Annotated in this window: 18 protein-coding genes and 1 pseudogene; 4 read left to right on the top strand and 15 right to left on the bottom strand. The window is 63.3% G+C overall.

What is annotated here, in order from left to right; all coding sequences use genetic code 11:
* Positions 1–57 precede the first annotated feature (57 nt).
* Positions 58–897 (bottom strand): mycofactocin-coupled SDR family oxidoreductase, encoded by an 840-nt coding sequence (locus KXD96_RS25605; RefSeq protein WP_260741508.1) that lies wholly within the window; start codon positions 895–897, stop codon positions 58–60.
* Between the two features lie 152 nt (positions 898–1,049).
* On the opposite strand from KXD96_RS25605, the gene KXD96_RS25610 reads away from it, so the two are divergent.
* Entirely contained in the window at positions 1,050–1,862 is an 813-nt protein-coding gene (locus tag KXD96_RS25610; protein WP_260741510.1) for a Rieske 2Fe-2S domain-containing protein, read from the top strand.
* Between the two features lie 16 nt (positions 1,863–1,878).
* Here KXD96_RS25610 and KXD96_RS25615 read toward each other — a convergent pair whose 3' ends face one another.
* Entirely contained in the window at positions 1,879–2,508 is a 630-nt protein-coding gene (locus KXD96_RS25615; RefSeq protein ID WP_260741513.1) for a TetR/AcrR family transcriptional regulator, read from the bottom strand.
* Positions 2,509–2,825: 317 nt separating this feature from the next.
* Between KXD96_RS25615 and KXD96_RS25620 the strand changes: the two genes are divergently transcribed.
* From KXD96_RS25620 to KXD96_RS25630, 3 genes are all read left to right on the top strand, one after another.
* The gene (locus tag KXD96_RS25620; RefSeq protein WP_260741514.1) at positions 2,826–4,181 is read left to right on the top strand and encodes an aromatic ring-hydroxylating dioxygenase subunit alpha; all 1,356 of its coding nucleotides are present in this window, start codon (positions 2,826–2,828) and stop codon (positions 4,179–4,181) included.
* A gap of 158 nt (positions 4,182–4,339) precedes the next feature.
* Positions 4,340–4,810 carry a hypothetical protein gene (locus KXD96_RS25625; protein ID WP_260741518.1) on the top strand — a complete coding sequence of 157 codons (471 nt, stop codon included), beginning with the start codon at positions 4,340–4,342 and terminating at the stop codon, positions 4,808–4,810.
* Between the two features lie 76 nt (positions 4,811–4,886).
* Positions 4,887–5,396 (top strand): hypothetical protein, encoded by a 510-nt coding sequence (locus KXD96_RS25630; RefSeq protein WP_260741521.1) that lies wholly within the window; start codon positions 4,887–4,889, stop codon positions 5,394–5,396.
* Positions 5,397–5,503: 107 nt separating this feature from the next.
* On the opposite strand, the gene KXD96_RS25635 is transcribed toward KXD96_RS25630, so the two are convergent.
* The 13 genes and pseudogenes from KXD96_RS25635 to KXD96_RS25695 form a co-directional block, all read right to left on the bottom strand.
* Positions 5,504–6,682, bottom strand: a complete 1,179-nt coding sequence (locus KXD96_RS25635) for an amidohydrolase family protein (protein WP_260741522.1) — start codon at positions 6,680–6,682, stop codon at positions 5,504–5,506.
* A gap of 123 nt (positions 6,683–6,805) precedes the next feature.
* Positions 6,806–7,651 (bottom strand): TauD/TfdA family dioxygenase, encoded by an 846-nt coding sequence (locus tag KXD96_RS25640; RefSeq protein WP_260741524.1) that lies wholly within the window; start codon positions 7,649–7,651, stop codon positions 6,806–6,808.
* Between the two features lie 59 nt (positions 7,652–7,710).
* Positions 7,711–7,878 (bottom strand): annotated as a pseudogene (locus KXD96_RS25645) (aromatic ring-hydroxylating dioxygenase subunit alpha); the annotation flags it as partial.
* Between the two features lie 50 nt (positions 7,879–7,928).
* Complete coding sequence (locus KXD96_RS25650) at positions 7,929–8,672, bottom strand: SDR family NAD(P)-dependent oxidoreductase (protein ID WP_260741526.1); 744 nt, start codon at positions 8,670–8,672, stop codon at positions 7,929–7,931.
* A gap of 295 nt (positions 8,673–8,967) precedes the next feature.
* Positions 8,968–9,288 carry a hypothetical protein gene (locus KXD96_RS25655; RefSeq protein ID WP_260745551.1) on the bottom strand — a complete coding sequence of 107 codons (321 nt, stop codon included), beginning with the start codon at positions 9,286–9,288 and terminating at the stop codon, positions 8,968–8,970.
* 11 nt (positions 9,289–9,299) lie between these two features.
* Complete coding sequence (locus tag KXD96_RS25660; protein ID WP_260741529.1) at positions 9,300–10,565, bottom strand: aromatic ring-hydroxylating dioxygenase subunit alpha; 1,266 nt, start codon at positions 10,563–10,565, stop codon at positions 9,300–9,302.
* 154 nt (positions 10,566–10,719) lie between these two features.
* Complete coding sequence (locus tag KXD96_RS25665) at positions 10,720–11,907, bottom strand: thiolase C-terminal domain-containing protein (RefSeq protein ID WP_260741530.1); 1,188 nt, start codon at positions 11,905–11,907, stop codon at positions 10,720–10,722.
* Complete coding sequence (locus KXD96_RS25670) at positions 11,904–13,076, bottom strand: OB-fold domain-containing protein (RefSeq protein ID WP_260741533.1); 1,173 nt, start codon at positions 13,074–13,076, stop codon at positions 11,904–11,906. The genes KXD96_RS25665 and KXD96_RS25670 overlap by 4 nt, the downstream gene beginning before the upstream one ends.
* Positions 13,077–13,092: 16 nt before the next feature.
* The gene (locus KXD96_RS25675) at positions 13,093–13,743 is read right to left on the bottom strand and encodes a hypothetical protein (protein WP_260741534.1); all 651 of its coding nucleotides are present in this window, start codon (positions 13,741–13,743) and stop codon (positions 13,093–13,095) included.
* Positions 13,740–14,549 carry an enoyl-CoA hydratase gene (locus KXD96_RS25680; protein ID WP_260741536.1) on the bottom strand — a complete coding sequence of 270 codons (810 nt, stop codon included), beginning with the start codon at positions 14,547–14,549 and terminating at the stop codon, positions 13,740–13,742. Before KXD96_RS25680 ends, KXD96_RS25675 begins: the two co-directional genes overlap by 4 nt.
* Before the next feature lie 151 nt (positions 14,550–14,700).
* Entirely contained in the window at positions 14,701–15,405 is a 705-nt protein-coding gene (locus tag KXD96_RS25685) for an SDR family oxidoreductase (RefSeq protein WP_260741538.1), read from the bottom strand.
* Between the two features lie 72 nt (positions 15,406–15,477).
* Positions 15,478–16,950 (bottom strand): aldehyde dehydrogenase family protein, encoded by a 1,473-nt coding sequence (locus KXD96_RS25690; RefSeq protein ID WP_313901599.1) that lies wholly within the window; start codon positions 16,948–16,950, stop codon positions 15,478–15,480.
* On the bottom strand, positions 16,947–20,411 hold the full coding sequence (locus KXD96_RS25695; protein WP_260741539.1) for an indolepyruvate ferredoxin oxidoreductase family protein: 3,465 nt from the start codon (positions 20,409–20,411) through the stop codon (positions 16,947–16,949). Before KXD96_RS25695 ends, KXD96_RS25690 begins: the two co-directional genes overlap by 4 nt.
* Positions 20,412–20,446 lie beyond the last annotated feature (35 nt).

A 20,446-nucleotide genomic window follows, 5' to 3' on the forward strand; every position in this document is an offset into this window, starting at 1 on the left:
GTCGGGCCTTTCGCTCCGGTGCTCAGCTGACTACAGATTGTGGGATCGAGGATCGCGCTACTTCAGCATCGAGCCCGCATCAACGGTGAGCGTGAGCCCAGTGACGTAGCGCGCTTCATCGGAGGCCAGGAACAGCACCGCATTGCTGATGTCCACCGGCTCAACCCAGCCGATTGGCAGCACGTGCATCATCTGAGCGACCACCATCACGTCGTCGAGGGTGGGGTTCTCCAGGTCCGGACGGAAGATTTTCTTCATGCCCTCGTTCATGAACAAAGGGGTGTTCACATTGGTCGGGTGCACCGAGTTGACCCGTATGAGGTGCTGACCCAACTCGACGGCGAACGCGCGCATCAAGCCGACCACACCGTGTTTGGCAGCGATGTAATTGCCCACGTTCGGGTAGGCCTTGAGGCCACCGACGGAACTCGTCAGGATGACCGAGCCACCGCGACCGCCAGAAAGCAAGTGCGGCACACCGGCTTTCACCGTCTTCCATACGCCGGAGAGGTTGACGTCGATCATATCCTGCCAGTCCTGCTCGCTGGTCTGGTCCAGCGCTTCGCCACCATTGGCGATACCAGCGTTGGCCACGATGATGTCGAGTCCGCCCAGCTGCTCCACCCCGCTGTCCAGGGCGGCTTTGAGGCCTTCGTAATCGCGGACATCGACCTCGGCGGTGACAATGCGGCGGTTACAGCCTTTGACCAGATCGGCGGTCTCGGCCAGGTCATCCGGCGTGGCCGGGGCAATCTCACTTCTACTGCTGACAGGCTTGCACACATCGATGGCGATGATGTCGGCGCCCTCCTGTGCCAACCGAACCGCATGGCTGCGACCCTGGCCGCGCGCTGCACCCGTGATGAACGCGACCTTGCCGTCGACCCGACCGGTCATAACCACCCTCGTCTGTTGTGCAGTTGTATGGCAATCGGCATCAGCTTAAGTGTCTTAAGCTAGGGTCGTCAACAAAGTGGCGGCGCTTCGTATGGAAGGCCATCGCGAGCCCCGCCGGCGGTTACGTCGGTCTCTAGAGAGGATTAGCGCGCATGGCAGAGACATTCGTCATCCTCAACGCAGATGGGGCCTTGGCTCGCCAACCGTTCGCGGTGGCGTGTTCAGGCGACATCGGAGACGGCCCTGCCGCCGTGCGCCTATTGGGGCGCGATCTGGTGTTATGGCGCAGTCCCGGCGGGAACATCATTGCCGCCCCCGACCTGTGCACGCACAGCAGAGGAATACTGAGCCATGGCCAGGTCACAGAAGGCCGTCTGGTGTGTCCGAAGCACGGTTGGACGTTCGGCGATGAAGGCCGGTGTGTTGCTAAACCGTCCAATATGCCGATCACGGAAAAAGCGCATCTGAAGACCTATCCGTGTACCGAGCGATACGGGTTGATCTGGGTATCTCTCGGCGACCCGGCCGCCCCGGTAATCGACATTGCGTGGGATGGGGACGAACGGTACCGCAGGACCCACACCGGGGTATCGGTGTGGCGGTCCAACCCGATACAAATCATCGAAGCGCTTCTGGCCGAAGCCGATTCACCGTCCGCGGACATTACCGCCGAAGTGCCTTTTTGCGTCCGAGAGACCTTGAGGCCAATGGGTGGAGGCCGGCATCATCGCTTGTTGTCGTGCACTCCCATCGATGGCCGCACATCGCTGGTGACGTCAGTGATATGGAGCAGCCGCGACGACGATGACACCAAGATCACCGACATCGCTACGGCTGACTTGGCTGAACTGAAATCGGTAAGCGAGGCAGGCGGCATGCGATCGCCCATCGTCGAAATATCCGATCAGGAGGACACGGTCCTTACGGACTGGAAACGGCGACTCGTCGCGTTGGTGGCGCCGTAGGCATTCGTCCGCGCAATCAACCTCGACCCGGCTGATCAAACTCCAACGACGGGCTGATGCTGGACGTCACCAACTGCAGGAACGGGCGGTACAGGTCTTGTTTGTCGACGAGACTGTTGAGGGTGACGCCGTCGTTTGTCGCGAGAATCACGCGGGCCAGGTCCGAAGCAGACATTCGCAGCCTGGCGTCCAATCGTGCAGCGCTGGTGGTGATGTAGTCGGTCAGCCAACGGACGGTCTCCAGACGCTGTGCGGCAACGCGGTCGCGCGCCTCGGGATTGCGTAGCAGAAACAGCGTGAACTCGTACTCGAGTATTGCGGCCCGCTGCGCGTCACTGCGGCTGAGTTCACGCCATCGAGTCGCGAGCTCGTCGAGATCAAGATCATCGAATCGCTGAAGCGATGACATCAGGTCGGCGAATCCGTCGAGGAACCGCTGCCGATGGCGTTCGATGACCGCCAGGAGTAGTTCCTCCTTGCTGCCGAACTGGCTGTAAATGGCGCCCCGCGTGTAGCCGGCGGCATCGGCGATGTCGACCAAGGACGCGCTCCCAAGCCCCTTCCGCGCCACCAGCTCCTCGGCCGCGTCAAGCAGCAGGTTGCGAGTGTGCTGCAAACGCCGTTCCTTGGTCCACCGTTCTGTCATGGCCATTCCTCTCAAGCGATGTGCCGTGGGCGATCCCCTCTGCCGTGCGATGCCAGTTGCGCCACGAACACGGGGCCGCTCCGCTGCCCCAGCTCGTCTTAAAAAAGTTCAAATACACCCTTGCATCCGCAATGCATATCCGTATGCTAGTGGTGCGGATCACACCGGAGGACGAAGTACAGCGTCGCGCCCCGGCTCGACATCAACACAGCAAGCCGAAACCGCAGGTCCCCTGCCCGGACGCACAGGACCTCACGTTTTCGGCTCGCTCGCCAAACGCCACGGGACGATCCCCACCGCGGACCAGGAGGTTACCTATGACATCGACCATCAGGCCCGGGGAATGGGTCGATGCGGGGACGGGCCTGGCGGACATCGATCCGGGCACGTACAACATGCGGGTCTCGACGGATCGCTACACCTCCCGCGAATTCGGAGAACGCGAGCGCGAAGCGATCTGGATGCGGGTGTGGCAGGCCGCGGGCCGCGTCGATGAGCTGCCGAATGCCGGCGACTGGAAGGTCTACCAGATTTGCGACCAGTCCTACATCATCGTGCGCGGAAAGGACGGCCAACTCCGTGGTTTCGTCAACGCTTGCAGGCACCGCGGGAACATGTTGTGCAAGGGTAGCGGTAACGCCAAGCGCGGATTCCTGTGCCAATACCACCTATGGTCATACGACCTCGAAGGCAGACTGCGAGGCATTCTGCGCGAAGAATTCGCCGGCGAGCTCAGTAAGGACGAAAACTCGCTGCTACAGGTACCCGTCGACACGTTTGCGGGTTTTATCTTCCTCAACCCCGACCCGGACGCTGTGCCGCTGGCCGACTTCCTCGGCGCCGAGGTGGCCGAACTCCTGGCTCCTTACCATCTCGACGAGATGGTTCCGGTGATGAATGTCCGTGAGGCCCTGGACTGCAACTGGAAAGTCGTCATGGATGCCTTCGAGGAGGGCTACCACATCAACGGCATCCACCCGCAGCTTCTTCGCGTGATCGAGATCGACCCCGCCGCTCAGCGATACCGGTTCTTCACCGATCACTGCGTCGGTGTAGCCCGCTTCGAAGTGCGGGGCGCGGGCGCGGAAAAGCAAATCGAGGGAATCATGGAACTCCCCGAGACATTCCCGGGAACGGCCATGGTGCTGCCTCGTTTCGAGGAACTCGTCAAGAGTTATCGCGCCGCCGACGGATCACTGGACCTCCCCGAAGGTGTCAGTCCGCGTCGCCTTCTGCAGCAGGCAACGCGAGACACCTTGACCGGCATGGGATTAGACGTCAGCGGACTGACCGACGATCAGATGAGCGACAACCAGGCGTGGGTGCTGTTCCCCAATTTCATGATGACGATTCGCGCCGGCGAATGCCACGTCATCATGGCCGTCCCGCATCCCGACGGCGACCCCAACCGGTGCATCTGGCACGTGAACAGCTACATGTATCTGCCACCGGAACAGAGCAGTGCGTTCGCGGTCGGATTGACCGAAGTCGATGAGCCCGGCAGTTACAAGTATTTTGAGGCGTTGCAGCAGGATTATGAGCAGATGCCGCGCCAGCAGTTGGGTCTGCGCAACAGACGACTCGACCACATGTCACTGGTGAAAGAGGACATCGTCGTTGCCCACTACCACTCGGTTCTGGACAGGTACCTGGCCAACGCAGCCACGTCATAGCACCGATCTGGCGCGCCTTCGCAAGGGAAAGGAATACCTACACGACGAAGTCACCGTCGGGACCGCACTTCTCCTGATGGCGCCGAACACATACGTCGAAGTGCTTGAGCGGTACGGGAAAAGTTGGTCGCGAGTAACCGGTGAAGGAAAGGGCGTTCATGGCGCTGCAGGAAGTCGAAGAGGTGATCGGCGGCTACTCTGGCCGGTCGCGCGCAGTTCTGGAATACAGCGTTGTCATCAAGAGTTTGGTGGACGAGGCGAAGAAGCCAGGCTTCTCGGTAGGGAACTGGGCGCCTCTGGCGGAGCTGGTCGCCGTCGACGAGTTCGAGCGCATCGGCCCTTTCAAGGAGGTCATGAACTGGGACGACTACGTGAAATTCCTGGCGAATTGGGCGTCTTCGTCGGAGTGGGACTGCTCATTCCGGCGCCTTACCGAGGTGGGCGACATGGTCTTCCTCGAGCTTGAAGAGCGCAACAAGCTGGGCGACTTCAGCAACGTCGTGAATTCGTTGTCGGTCTACCAATTCACCGACGCCGGCAAGATCCGGCACATCGCTCTCTACCTGCAGATGGAGCTTCCTCAGGGTGACATGTTGAAAAGTATTGAGGAAGTCAAGAACTCGGAATGACTCGCCGACCTCTCGCCTCCCGCCGAAAGGTGAATCCCCAATCGGCGAGCGTGTTGATCTAGTTGGGACATACCTAATGCGTTCAATTCGAATGGCTTCCACCGCAGCACTATTCACTGCCACCGCCATCGTAATGGCATCATCAGCCAATGCATCCAAGGATGATGTCGCCATCAACGGCACGTACCGCGCCACTTCCATCGGCAACTGGGCCAAGGTAAGAGACTCCTACCACGACGAGGCGACGGTAATTAGCACCTGGACGATCAGCTCCTCATGCACCACGGCTGAGCAGTGCGACGGCACGGTAAGGAGTGACCAAGGGTGGAGCGCACCGATGACCATGACGGACGGGAAAATCTGGTGGGTCAAACGCGATGTGGCGAACTGGGAAACATGCCCCGACGGCACCAGTTACACCGGACACCAGACATTCTATTTCTATGCGGTGGACTCGAATGGCATACCGCAGATCGGGTCACCTACGCTGGCCGGTAAGGATAAGACGCTCGGCCCAAGCGGCGCCTGCGGAGTAAACAAGTGGCTTGACATCGAGATACCGTTCAGGCTGGACAAGATCGGTTGATCAAGATCGGTATCAAGTTTGGCAGGAACGAACATCTCCTACTGCGTTTTACCGCAGCCGGCTCGACTCCGGCTGTCGATACAACTGAGCGTTTCGTCGCCAGCCTGTCACACCGACACCAGTCGGGTGAGGTTGCCGCCCATGATCTTCGCCCGATCCTCTTGAGGCAGGTGTCCGAGCGCGTCGGCGAAATGCGTTGGCTGGGCTAGGCCTTCCGGGTGCGGGTAGTCAGAGCCGAACAACACGCGCTCCACTCCGATCAGATCGATGAGGTCGGCAATGCCGTCCTCGTAGAACGGGCTGACGTGGATGCGGTTCTTGATCTCCTCCACCGGGTTGCCGAGAAAGCTCTCGGGGGCCTTCTTGTAGGTGTCGGCCAGGCGATGCAGCAGCGGGGCCAACCAGTCCGACCCGTTCTCGATGACCGCCAGCTTCAACCGCGGGTTGCGGAACAACCCGCCATGGCACACCCACGACGTCACCGCATCCTCAACCGGCCTCCAGGCGTTGACCATCCGCATCGTATTGGTCTGGAACGGAAGCGTTTCCCCGCCCGTGCCATCCCACTCCGCGGTATACCGAGCGTAGCCGCTGTCCGATGAATGCATTGCCACCAGCACGTCGTGCTCGACGCAGCGCTGCCAGAACGGGTCGAACTCCGGCAGGGCGAACGAGCGCGTACCGCCATACCCCGGAACCGGGGCGGGCCGAATCAAGATCGCTCGCGCGCCACGCTTCACGACCCAGTCCAGCTCCTCGATCGCCTTCTCGACAATCGGCAGGCTGATCACCGGGACGGTGAAGATGCGGCCTTTGTAGTTGAAGCCCCACACCTCGTCGAGCCATTGGTTCAGCGCGTGCACGACGGCATGGATGAGCAATGGATCGTCGCGCATGCGTTCTTCGACGAGGCTGGCCAGCGTCGGGAACATCAGCGTTCGATCGACGCCCAGCTCGTCCATCAACGCCAAGCGGGGCCCCGGCTCCCGGAAAGCGGGAATGGCACGCATCGGCTCGCCGAAGATCTCCCGGCGACTCTTGCCTTCCGGGTTGCCGACGCGGAAGTATTCCTCCATCGCCCCGGGCTTGGCAACCACCTCGAAAGTGGGGTTGGGAATGTACTCGCTGATCTGCCCGCGGACAGCGATCTTGGTCCGGCCATTGACTTTAACGTATTGGATCGCGCCCTGGTATGCCTTGGGCAGGTACTTGGTCAGCGACTCCTCGGTCTCGTAAAGATGATTATCCGCATCGAACAACGGGTACGGCAACCCACTGGCGCTCATTGAGATCCTTTCTCGAATTTCATGACAATAATGTTCTTGAGTAGTGCTATGGCACCCGCATAGTGCGCTCACACGTCCGGGGCTGGCGTTCGCGACGAAGAGCTCATAGGGCCGCCGTGTGTGCTACTGGATCGGCTCATCGCCCAGCACTGTGGTGCGCAGCATCTCTCGCGACGAGTTGGCATCGTATGGTGTCGCGCGATGCAACACGCCCCGGTTGTCCCAGATCACGGTGTCACCTACCGACCAATGGTGACTGTAAACGTTGTCGGGCCGCGTTGCGCGGTCGAGCAGATCGGCTAACAGCGCCCGGCCCTCGTCCGAACCCATGCCCACGACGTAGTCGGCGGAAGTGCCGAGCACCATCGACTTTCGCCCACTGCGATGGGTCCACACCAGCGGGTGCTCACGCGCTGGGCGCATTCGCCACCGCGCTACTTCTTCTGGGCTGGGATCTGGAGTGAACCGCCGTTGCGATGCCTCCAGCGAGTGAACGACCCGCAGTGCGCCGAAGCGCTCTTTCTCATCGGCGCTCAACGCGTCGTACGCCCCGTACGTGCTGGCGAATTCCGTATCTCCGCCGTGCTCAGCGACATGCACCGCGCTCAGAATCGTTGCTTTCTGGGGATATTCATCGTTCATCGGGGTGCAGCCGTCGATGTGCCAGTCGAAGGTGCCACGCAGATACGCCGCCGAGGAGTTCTTCGATGCGTCCAGGGTGACGGGATAAATACCAGACACCGGATGGTGGCCGTCAGCAGAACAGTCGATCTCACCGAGCCACCGGCAGAACTGCACCTGCGCTTCGGGTTCGAGGTGAAGACCGCGAAAGACGAGAACTCCGTTGCCTTCTAGCGCTTCGAGCACCGCCTGGCCCATCATGCTGTCAGAGGCCAGTCGGTCGGGCTCGACGCCCATCACCTCAGCGCCCACGAACGGCGTAAGTTTATTCACAGTGAGCAGAGCCATCGCCTGTCCTTCCTATTGCCAGCGGTGGTGGTCACGGCGCTGGTTCGCCGATCCGGGGCCAGTTCCTCGATGTGGCCAACATTGAGCCAAGCACGTTTGAAGATCGCCTCACGCTCGAGTTCGTAGGACTCCGGCGATATCGAGTCGCGAAAGGAGATGGGACCGGCTCCCAACTCGGGGCAGTCCGCTGTCCAACTTCCTTCCGCGGGCTTAGGCCACCGACGCACAGTAATTTCCTCGCTGATGCGGCCGAAAAAGCGTCGTAATGCTTCAATATTCACATCACAGCCCCACCGTTGACCCCGAGCACCTGACCGGTGATGAACCCGGCTTCCTCCGAGCACAAGAACCCCACTGCCGCAGCAATGTCGTCACCGGTACCAAGGCGCCCGAGCGGAATATTGCTCGCCAACTTCTCGGTCGAGGACACGTCGCCTACGGCTTGGGATTGGCGCTGCATCGGCGTATCGATGCCCGACGGCGGAATATTGTTGACGGTGATTCCCATCGACGCATACTCGCGGGCCAGCGACTTCGTCAGCGTGATCACCGCTCCCTTGGAGGCAGCGTAGTGCGCCATACGCGGTGAGCCGCGTTGCGCGCTGGATGACGAAATCATCACGATACGGCCCCATTTGGCGTCGATCATGTCCTTCAACGCCACTTGGCTGCAATGGAAGGTACCGGTCAGGTTGACGGCGATCATCCGCTCCCAAGACTCGGGTGTGATCTCCGTGAACGGTGAGAAGTCAACGATTCCCGCGCTGGTCACCAGAATGCTCACCGGGCCGAGCTCGCCGCGTACTTTGGCGAAGGCCTCCTCCACCGCCTGCCGGTCCGTGACGTCAGCGGCGACGCCTAGCGCTATCACGCCCTGGGACCGCAGGTCCTCAGAGACACGTTGCGCCGCAGACCCGTTGACATCAAGTACGGCGACTTTACAGCCGCGACGACCCAATTCGTGGCATGTCGCTTCGCCCATGCCTGATGCACCGCCAGTCACCACCGCGACTCGAGTCATTCGTCCCTTTCCTTTGCCACTCACAGGTCATGTCCGCCACCCTGCTCAACAACCCGGCTCAGCAGGTCTGCAGCAATCGCCGCTCGCAAGCACGCCGAACACTGTCTCGTGTGCGGCCCGTGCGTCGTCGAGAGCCGCCTGTGGGGTGATTTCCATGCTCATATCCCTTGCCTCGACCCTGGTACGCCGACAAGGTCCGGCCGCTGAAACGCAGCCTTGTGGATTGACAGCGGTGATCTGCTCGCCTCGATCATGATGACCCCCGGCGAGTTGGGTCGGCCCGAAACGCTCACATTCACGGGACTGGTTCGGAGACGCAGTCCAAGGCGGCAGCGCCCGAGTCGGGCACCCGGGGCTGTTTCCAGCATTCGATCGGGAACGACACCATGACCATCGAATACAGCAGGTGCATCAAATTGGTGACATCGTGGGGCAAGTTTTCCAGAGGGAACTTGTCGCAGTAGGCGATGGCTTCTTCCGCGCGCGGTGTGATGGCGTCATAGAAGGCCTGCATCTCGGCCATCGAGCTGGCCAGGCGCTTGGCGTATCGCTTCGGCTCGCTATCCAGACACCACTCGGAAAACCGTTCCAGATCGGCGAATTCGGGTGGCAGCATGGCGTTCACTGCTACACCCCCGCCTTCGTGCGGCGATACTCGTCCACCCAGGCTGCAGTCTCTTTGTGCAGGTGTCGTATCAGGACTTCTTGATCGTTGAGCACAAACCGGTCGAGCACACGTGACTCGATCATGCTTTGGGTGGCCTCGAGCGTGTTCGCGTCCTGCAGCCCGTATTCCTTGAAGGTCACCGCCGCCAACTCTTGAGCGACCCGCCCGCGCGGTGTGCGAGGCGGCGGAAAATATAGGGTCCCCTCAAAGAGGTGCGAGTTGTACGACGTCGGCCAATAGTGGTACGTCAGGTACCAGCCCTGACCCCAAATCAAGATGACGAAGTTCGGGAACAGCTGGAACGAGTCCAGTCCCCACGGGTCACACTTGGCCGGGTTCACCCCGACGGGCAATACGCCGAGGTCGGGTTTGTCCCACGGCCCGAACAGCCCGCTCTGGCAGATTTCGTCCATTGGCTTACGCATGTCGGCATCCATTTCCCAGGCCCGCACGCCCGACGTGCTGACCAGTCGATGCGGGCCGTCGATGCGGTAGTGCGGCGCCTCAAAACCCGCCTCCGCCGCAGCCTTCGAGTACTTGCTCGGGGATTGGTTCGCGTGCAGCACCGGTGCGTGATAGAACTCCTGAAACGCATCCATGTAGAGCTTCCAGTTGGCGTTCACCTCTGAGCGGTAGTACCACCGCGAGGTCATCGTCCCGAATGGATAGCCCTCCAACTCGGTGACCATCGGGCCGAGAAATTCGCGCAGCGATTGCTCCGGCTCCTTAGCGAAGTTGACGAAGATGAAGCCCTCCCACACCTCGCAGTGCACGGGCACCAGTCCATAGCGGCTCTTGTCGAGGTCGAAGAACTCGCCTTCCTGCTGAACGAAGGTCAGGTTGCCATCCAGGTCGTAGCGCCACGCGTGGTACTTGCAGGTGAATTGCCGGCATACGCCGTTGGTTTCCTCCTGCGGGAAGTCATTCCATACCAGCTTGTTCCCGCGGTGCCTGCAGATATTGTGAAATGCCTTGACCCCACCTGCCGTCGTGCGCACCACGATGATCGAAGTATTGACGACCTTGAGCTCCTTGGTGAAATAGCTGCCCTTACGCGGAAGACTTTCCACCCGACCGACATTCAGCCAGGCCCGTTTGAAGATCGCCTCCCGCTCGAGCTCATAGAACTCCGGGCTGATCGAGTCTTCGTAGGACACCGGCCCAGTTCCAAGCTCCGGATAGTGCTCGGTCCAACTGCCCTCGGGCGGCTTAGGAAAACGCGTCATACATACTCCTCTCAACCGGTTTCAGCGGTCGCTTCCTGCTCTTAGGCGACCCGCAGGAGCTGCAGAGCCGAACGTATGTGTCTCGGCTCTGTAATCGCAACCACTTGATATTGTTGGCAGCTTTCGCGACGAAGTCGCGGTGCGCGCTTGTCCGTCATGGCCTTCGCCTCGCCCGGATAGGTTGCGCTCCAGGACCTTCCAAGATCGTTACCGCTGACACCGCGGTCGGGCCTCCAATGTTGTGCGCCAAACCGGTACGCGCACCGTCGATCTGGTTAGCCCCAGTGCCGCGCAGCTGTTCGAAGAGTTCGACGCACTGCGCGACCCCGGTCGCGCCCGGCGGGTGGCCCTTTGCGATTAACCCGCCGCTCGGGTTGACCGGCAGTGCCCCGCCCACGCAGGTGACCTCGGCCTCGATCAGCTTGGATGCACCGAACCGCTCGGCAAAACCGAGGTCCTCGTAGCTGATGAGCTCGACCCCGGTCAAGAAGTCGTGCACTTCGGCGACATCGATGTCCGACGGTGTCATGCCGGCCATCGCAAACGCCTGCTTGGCGGCGCGCACAGTGGCAGGAAACGTCGTCATGTCCGACTTATGCTGATGCATAACGGAATCCAGGCCCAGCCCAACGCCCCGAATCCACACCGGTTGACTGGTAAAGCGATCAACAACCTCCTCGGCGGCCAACAGCAACGCAGCCGCACCGTCACTTTGGGGCGCGCAGTCCAGCGCACCGAATGGTGTTACCACCGGCGGCGCACCGAGCACCTGCTCGATGGTGATCTCAAATCGCAGCCGCGCTTTGGGATTCTTGGCCCCGTGCCGTCGGTTCTTTACCGCCACCATCGCAATGTGCTCTCTGGTGGCGGGAGACTCGTGCAGATATCGAACGGCGTGCAGCGCAAACCCAGCGGGTGCTATGACACCCAGCGGGTAGTCCCAGGCCATGTCCCGCGACATGGCCTCCCATTTCCAGAGCATGTCCTTCGAAGTCGTGTCGCGGAGCTTGTCCGCTCCTATCACAAGGGCGACGTCAAAGGCCCGGGATGCGATACCGAATAGCGCGTTGCGTACCGCGTCGTTGCCAGTGGCACAGGAATTTTCAACCCTGGTGACGGGAAGATCGAGGAGCCCAAGGGTATCGGCGAGGTTCCCGGACGGGAATCCGTCGGCTGTGCCCATCGCGCCCAGCCAGGCGGCTTGGATGTCATGTTTGTCGAGGCCCTTGTCCACGCTGCGTGCGCATTCCGCGAAGGCCATCGGCAACAGGTCCTTGATGCCGAGCGTGAAATGTTCGGCGAACGGCGTCATCCCGGCGCCCACGATGGCAACCCTTCTCATGCCGCCGCCCGCGGTTCGAATGCGTATCCGTAGTCGGGGACACCGCTTCGCACAGCCACCCGCCGCAGCACCAGCCGCCCGCGGTCGCCGATCTTGACGGTCCCCGGCTCGGCGCCGGTCACCTTGACCAACGCGCGGACACCGATGTCGTCGAGCTCGACGACCACCAGCGAGTACGGGGTGCGCAGTCCTGGCACCGGAATGTGCACTGTCACTTCGGTATACACCGTGCCGCTACGCGGCAAAGGGACCAATTCGTACTGCGTCCTCAGCGTCCCGTCGTCACCGACCCGATAGCGCGGCGGAAAGTCCAACTCGTCATTGTCGACATACTTTCCCGCTTCCCATCGGACTTTTGCTTCGAACGCCCGGTCGTAAGCGGCCAGCGAAATCGGGATGTCCGCGCCGGCAGCGAACGCACGTTGAGGCGTCGGCTGCGCCGCGGGTTCGCAACGATGAATCCGCCCCGCACCGCCGACCACCGTCAGGCCGGACAGGCTGGCCTGCTCCACCGCGACCAACAAACCAGTTCTTCGCTTCTCCGCCATAGCTGCCAACGCGAATAGTCCCGAGCTGGCGCCGTTTGTCGGCAGCGCCGGCGGGTCTTGCAGACACAACTCGCGCGCACGCGCATGATCGACGCCGGCTACCGCCGCGGGGGTGTCCACCCACGCCGCCTCCAGCGAGGCCACCAGACCGCGCTCCAGCAGCAGCCGCGGATCCCCGTAGTCGTGCGATTCGCCGAAGACGTTGCGGGTGTGCACCGGCAGACTCCGTGCGATACGGGCAGCGATGCGCACCCGCAGTCCGTGCTCGGCCGTCAGCACGGCCGCGGCCCCGGCCGGATCTACGTCCACACCGATGACCAGAGTGCGAGGTCGGGCCGAACTCAACGCGTCCAGCGCCGCGGGCGCCCCACCAAGGCGCTCGTCCACTTCGAGTTCGGGATCCAGCGACAGTCCCGCCAGCAGCACTGCCGCGTTGCTGCTTTCAAGCAGCGGCAAATCGCGGCTGACGATCACCACCTTTTCCACCGCGCCGCCAGCGCTCAACGCCGCGCGGCCCGCCTCGACGGCAAGCGTGATCGCGTCCTCGTCATCACCCGGAACCCGATGCCGGGCATTACCCCAGCAAGGCAGGTAGGTACCGATCGAAGCGGCGCAGGGCATCAGGAACTCCAGAGACCTAGGTGACCACGCCGGCCGTTTTAAGCTCGATGATGCGGCACCAGTCCGATTCGAATTCCGGAAGGGTTCCGTCAACGCGCGCACGAACAAGATCGGTTGCGACCATCCGGCGGGGAGTTCGCCCGACGTAGAAACTCTCGGTATCGGTGACCGCCTGGTTCGCAATGCCTACCGCCGCCAGAGCTTGCGCCTTGAACGCCTGGGCGGCCGCTGTCAACCGGTGTCGCCCGAAGTCAACGATGTCGCCTAGTTCCCGGGGGTGGCTCCGGCCCCACAGCGCGATTTGGGTCAGACTGTGGTCGCGGGCGGCCAGCACCCAGTCCCGCACCCATCGATCAGCTTCGAACAGTTCGGTCGGGACCGCCAGCGTCTGAGGATGCTCGCGTGACCAAATTGAGCTCAGCGCCGTTTCAAACGTCAGAGTGTCTGCCCCCAGGATCCGCAACGGTCGATCCACAATGAGCTCGCCGACGACAACGCGGACACGCCAGCCTGCCCTCGCCCGGTCGAAAATCCAGCCACCGGCATGTTTAACGACATCGCCCACGCTCGGGGCGACAATGTCGAGCCGATAACTCACATCCCGCCGCCTGCCCGTCACAGCGGCGGCGGTGCGGTCCGAGGTGCTGGCACGAGCCGGCACGCTCATTCGCTTTTGTTCCGATCTTTCATGGAGGACAGGCCCGCCAGAGCCGGTATGCCTCCGGTGATGTGCATCGCTCGTGAGTGGCCGAGGTGGTGCATGTCGAAGCAGGCATCGATCGCCTCCGTGAAACCCTGGATGTCCAGCGTTCTGTTGACCGCCCGCTTGGCCATGCGCAGGGCGAACCCATCGACCTGCGCGATGCGGCGTGCCAGCTCGAGGGTTTTCGGAAGCAGCTCGTCGAGCGGCACTGTCTTGTTGATCATGCCCAGCTGCTCGGCCTGTTGGGCGGTGACGGGAGCCCCCGTGAAAAGCAGTTCCTTAGCCTTGCGCGGACCGAGCTCCCACGTGTGGGCATGGAACTCGACCCCGGACAGGCCCATCGCCAGTACCGGATCGGAGAACTCGGCATTGTCCGCGGCCACGATGAGGTCGCAGGGCCAGCAGAGCATGAGCCCGCCCGCGATGCACTTGCCTTGTACAGCCGCGATCGATGGCTTGGGCACATCCCGCCAGCGTTTGGCGTAGTGGAGATAGTGGCGGGTCTCCCAGTCGTAGAGTGCGTCGGGCAACGGGATGTCGCGAGCGACGGTACTGCCGCTTTTGCCGGACATGTCATGGCCAGCGGAAAAGTGCTTGCCGTTCGACCTCAGGACGATGACCTTGACGTCGCGGTTCTCCTCGGCCGCGCTCCACGCCTGGTCCAGCTCCATCAGGACCTTTTGGGTTTGGGCGTTGGCCGCCTCCGGCCGGTTCAGTGTGATCAGGCCGACCTGATCGTCGACCTCGAACTGCACGTGCTCGAAATTCATCGCACCTCCATCAGGCCTCGCATCGAAACCTGGGCTGGAATCATCCGGAGCCTTGCGGCGTCCCTCGGTCAGCGTATCAGCAATCTAACTTTTTTAAGCCAGCGTCTGCTTAAAATTTTTAAATCAGTCGGAGTCGCGGCAATCCGCCGGATCAGACAAAGCCGACAGCTCCGCCGTTGACCATGAGCGTCTGCCCCGTGATATAGGACGCGTCGGGTGATGCCAAGAACACGCAAGCGCCCACGAGATCCTCTGGCACGCCGGCGCGGCCGAGCGGGATCTGAGCGAGCAGTTCGGGCGGCAGAAGCGACGGGTCTAGCAGCGTTGCCCCGGGCGCGACGCAGTTCACCCGGATGCCCTTCGGCCCTAACTCGAAAGCCAGCACTTTGGTGAGGTGCGCAATCGCCGCCTTGGACGCGTGGTAATGGGCGCCCTGGCCCCGGGTCACCGTTAGACCGGCCTGGGAGCCGATGTTGATGATTGCGCCGCCCCCGGCCGCGGCCATCGAGTCGACTGCCGCCTTGGTGCACAGGAACACTCCGCGCAGGTTGACGGCCAGCACTCGGTCCCACTCGTCGACGGAGATCTCCGTGAACGGACGGCGGAACCAGATACCGGCGTTGTTCACCAGGACGTCGACCCGCCCGTGTGAGGCGACAGCGCGCGAGAAGAGCCCGGCGACGTCGTCAGCGCAGGAGACGTCGGCGCGTTGGTAGTCGATGCGCGGGTCGCCGCCGACCGGCAGCCCGGTATCAGCCGCGACGACCACTGCCCCATCGTCGGCGAAGCGGGCAGCGATTGCTGCACCGATTCCCCGCGCCGCGCCCGTGACGACGACGACTCGATCACTCGTCATCGTTGCGGGTCTCCTTCGATTATCTTCGGCCGGGGCTGATCAGACGGCGTGCTCAGCGGGCGCCGCCTGCGGTCAGCCGAGCGGGATGTAGACGTTCTTCGGGCGCAGAAAGTCCTCGAGGCCGTAGCGACCGCCCATGCGCCCGAAGCCGCTCTGCTTTACCCCGCCGAACGGGGCACCGGCGGGCACCCCGGTGAAGCCGTTGACGTATACGGAACCGGCCTCGAGAGCGGCGGCGACGCGGTGAGCGCGCCGAAGGTCATTGGTATGGAGGTAGGCGGCCAGGCCGTACTGCGTGGCGTTGGCGAGGGCGATCGCCTCGGCCTCATCGCGGAAACGGATCACGGACAGCACCGGACCAAAGATCTCGTTCTGAGCGAGGTCGCTGGCGTTGTCGACTTCGCCGAAAACCGTTGGCTCCACGAAGTGGCCGGACGCAAGCTCGCCACCGACACGTCCGCCACCGGTCAACAGGCGGCCCGATCCGTCCGACCTTGCGTGGTCGATCACGCCGAGGATCCGCTCGCAAGCCTGGGCGTTGATCACTGGGCCGAGCATGGTGCTCTCGTTGAAAGGATCGCCGATCGGGATTGACTTGGCGAAGCCGACGACCATGTCGACGACCTGTTCGTAAACGCTGTCTTCGACCAGTAGCCGGGTTGGGAGGAGGCAACCCTGGCCGGCGTTGGCCATGCACAGGAACGTCGAGTACACGGCCGCGTTCTGCAGGTCGGCGTCGGCGAACACGACGTTCGCCGATTTCCCCCCGAGCTCGAAGGTGACCGGCTTCAGCGTCTGGGCCGCTGACGCCATGATCTGGCGGGCGGTGTTGCCGCTGCCGATGAAGTGGATCTTGTCGATGCCCGGGTGAGCGACCATGGTCTGGCCGCACTCGGCTCCACCGGCGAGGACGTTCACGACGCCGGGCGGGATTCCCGCCTCGAGCGTGAGCTCGCCGAAGCGAAGCGCAGCAAAGGGTGCGAGCTCCGGCGCCTTCAGCACCACACAGTTTCCGGCAGCGAGCGCGGCGCCGAGTACCTGGCCGATGTTGTGCATCACCGCGTTCCACGGGATGATCACCCCGATCACGCCGTAGGGCTCCATGAGCGTGTAGTCGAGCGCCTGAGCCGGCCAAGTGGGGATGACATCACCACCGGTCTTGTCGACCCAGCCCGCGAAGTACGTGAAGTTGTCAACCGCCATCTGCGGTCCGGACGACGAGCTGCGGCGCGGCGATCCGTTGTCGAGGGTGACAAGCGTGGCGAATTCGTCTATGCGCTCCCGGATCAAACCGGCCAGGCGCAGCATCGCGTCGCGCCGGGCATCTGGCGGCATCGCTCGCCAGGTGGCGTAGGCCGACCGAGCCGTCACCACGGCGCGGTCGACCTCGGTCGCGCCCGCCAGTGGGATCGGCGGATGCGGTCGACCGGTGCTGGGGTTGATGTGAACGTATTGCCCGCCGCTGCCCTCAGCGAGCCACTCGTCGCCGATGAGCATGCGGCCCGGACGGAGCAGTTCCTCGGCCTGGGCCATCGTCGTCGTCACGCACCGGCCCCCTCTCGGAACTTGGTGAGCAGCTCGGCCTCGCGCTCTCGCGCGTCACGGAGGTGTGCATCCTTGACGAGGTCATAGCCCCGGATGTGCTCAGGGATGCTCGCGATCTCGACGGCGAGCTCGTGGTTCTCGGGATCGAGGCTCTTCAGGAGTTCCTCGATCGTCGCCTCGTATTGGCCGATGAGCGCGCGCTCTTCACGACGGTGCGCCGTGCGCCCGAAGAGATCGAACCCCGTGCCGCGCAGCCGCTTGCCCTTCGCGAGCAACGCGAACACAGGGCGCGTCCGTGGCCCGAAGGTCCACTTCTTCGCTCGGCCGGTGTCCGGGTCACGCCTGTTGAAGATCTGGGGAGCGAGATGGAATTCGACCCGCAAGTCCCCTTCGAACTGCTCCTCGATGCCACGCCAGAATCCGGGATCGCCCATCAGACGGGCAACCTCATACTCGTCCTTGTATGCCATCAGCTTGTACAGGTACCGAGCCACCGACTTGGCCAGGTCGTCGCAGCCGGGAACCCGCTCGGCCTCCACCGCGCGCACCCGGTCGACAACGGTCCGGTATCGCGCCGCGTACGCGGCGTTCTGGTACTGGGTCAGCTCGAGGACCCGCCGGGCGACGAGCTCGTCGAGGGTCTCTTCCCGTAGCGGCTCGTGCAGGACATCCGGAACGGCGGCCGTGGCGAGTGCCTGCACGGCGCCTAGGTTGCGGCCAGCGAGACGTCCCCAGGTGAAGGCACGCATATTGGCGTCGACGGCCACCCCGTTGAGCTCGATGGCGCGCAGCAGCGCCTCGAGGCTTACCGGCAGCCGGCCCTGCTGGCAGGCGAATCCGAGCAGCAGGATGTTGGTGTAGATCGAGTCTCCCATCAGCGCTTCGGCGAGCTCGGTCGCCGGAAGGAAATTGCCGCCCTCTCCCCCGGTGGCCCGCTCGAGCGCTCCACGCATCACCGTCGACGACAGATCGAGGTCAGGGTTGCGGGCGAAGTCGGCCGTCGGGGCGACGTGCTCGTTCACGACTAGCGCCGTGCGGCCGCCGGCAACCTTGCCGATGCACTCGGGGCCCGACGCGACGACGATGTCGGCGCCGATCACCACGTCGGCCCCGCCAGCTTCAATACGTGTGGCGTGCACCTCGTCGGCACGGTCGTACACGCGAACGTGGCTGGTGACCGGCCCGTTCTTCTGTGCGAGTCCCGCGACGTCGAGGACCGTCACACCCTTGCCTTCCAGATGGGCGGCCATACCGATGAGAGCGCCCATCGTCACAATCCCAGTACCGCCAATACCCGCCAGCAGCACGCTGTAGGGGGTATCGGAGCTCGCAACCGCAGGCACCGGCAAGGCAGCGACATCGTCAGCCGGCAGCGGCGGCAACGCCGTCTGCGACACCCGCAACTTCGCGCCTTTAACCGTGACGAAGCTCGGGCAATAGCCGAGCAGGCACGAGTAGTCCTTGTTGCACGAGGACTGGTTGATGCGGCGCTTGCGGCCGAATTCGGTTTCCACCGGCTCCACTGAGATGCAGTTGGACTGCACGCTGCAATCGCCACAGCCCTCGCACACGCGCTCGTTGATGACGACGCGCAAGTCGGGATCGGGGTACTTCCCGCGCTTGCGTTTGCGACGTTTCTCTGCCGCGCATTCCTGTTCGTAGACGATCACGGTGGTACCGGGGATGCCGCGCAGTTCGCGCTGGATCCGGTCCAGCTCGCTGCGGTCGTGGACGGTAACTCCCTTCGGGAGGTTGCGGCCCCGCCAGCGCTTCGGGTCGTCGGATACCACGACGACTTTGGCTGCCCCCTCGGCCGCGACCTGATGAGCAATCTCCGGTGCGCTGACCTCGCCCTGGATCTTCTGGCCGCCCGTCATCGCGATCGCGCCGTTAGCCAGGATCTTGTACGTGATGTTGACGCCGGCAGCGACGGCAGCCCGCACAGCGAGCAGCCCGGAATGGAAATAGGTGCCGTCGCCGAGGTTCTGAAAGACGTGGGGGGTGTCGACGAACGGCGCCATACCGATCCAGCCGGCCCCTTCGCCGCCCATCTGGGTGACCGCAAGTGTGGGCCGGTCGGGCATCGACATGGCCATCCCGTGACAACCGATGCCGCCGAAGGCGACGCTTCCTTCGGGCAGCCGCGTCGAGGTGTTGTGCGGGCAGCCTGAACAGAATGCAGCCTTGCGCACGAGGTCGGTCGCCGGATTGACGGCGTGTACGGCAATCGCCGTGCGTGGGTTGGCCCGCTGCGCGACGTCAGGCGCGTCGACGAGCTTGCACAGTCGGCCGGCGATCACCTTCGCGACGCCGTCGGGAACGAGCTCGCCCCGATTCGGCACCAGGGGTGCACCATCCTCGTCGACCTTCCCGACCAGCACCGGGCGGGAGCGACTGTTCACCAGCAGCCGACCGAGCTGCTCTTCGATAATGGGGCGCTTCTCCTCGATGACGAGCACCTCGTCGCAGCTCTCGGCGAACTCGACGACGCGCGTCGGTTCCAGCGGCCACGGCATCGCGACTTTGAAGACCGCCAGCCCGAGCTCGGCGGCTCGGCCATCGTCGATCCCGAGGGCATCGAGCGCGGCCCGCACGTCGAGGAATGCTTTCCCGGTGGTGACGATGCCCAATGTGCGCCGGGCACCGCCAATCACCATCTTGTCGAGACCGTTCGCGCGCGCGAATGCCTGGGCCGCCGGAAGCCGGTGCTCATAGAGAAGCTGCTCGGCGATCAGTCCGCCGCTGCCGCGCCAGATGTTGAGGCCGGACGGAGGCACCGCCACTTCGGGAAGCGCTATTGAGACGCGATCGGCATCGACGGCGACCGAGGCGCCGCTCTCGATGATGTCGGTGACGCATTTGAAGCCGATCCAGCAGCCCGAAAACCGCGACATCGCCCAGCCGTAAATCCCGTAATCCAGGTACTCCTGCACGGTCGCCGGATGCAGTATCGGCATCGCGCAATGAATGAACGCCTGATCACTGGCGTGAGCGAGCGTCGAGGACCGCGACCCGTGGTCATCGCCGGCAAGGACGAGCACACCGCCGTGCGCAGCCGCGCCGGCGTATGCGCCGTGCTTGATCGCATCGATCGAGCGATCGACCCCCGGGCCTTTCCCGTACCAGATCGAAAACACGCCGTCGTAGCGCATGCCCGGCATGATCGAGGCCCGCTGTGTCCCCCAGACCGAGGTTGCGGCCAGGTCCTCGTTGAGTCCGGGCTGGAAGTGGATGTCGTGCTGGGCGAGGAACTCACGGCCCTGGTGGAGCGCCTGGTCGTATCCACCCAGCGGCGACCCTGGATAGCCGGAGATGAACCCCGCGGTGCGAAGGCCGGCCGCGACGTCGCGCTGGTGCTGGACCATCGGAAGGCGGACCAGCGCCTGGGTGCCCGTGACGTAGACGCGGCCAGAGGTCTGCCGATACCGGTCGTCGAGCTGATAGGAGGTCTTGACGGCCACTTCACAACTCCCTTGACCGAGGCTTCCGGGGCACG

The organism is Mycobacterium sp. SMC-2 (assembly GCF_025263485.1).
GTDB lineage: Bacteria > Actinomycetota > Actinomycetes > Mycobacteriales > Mycobacteriaceae > Mycobacterium.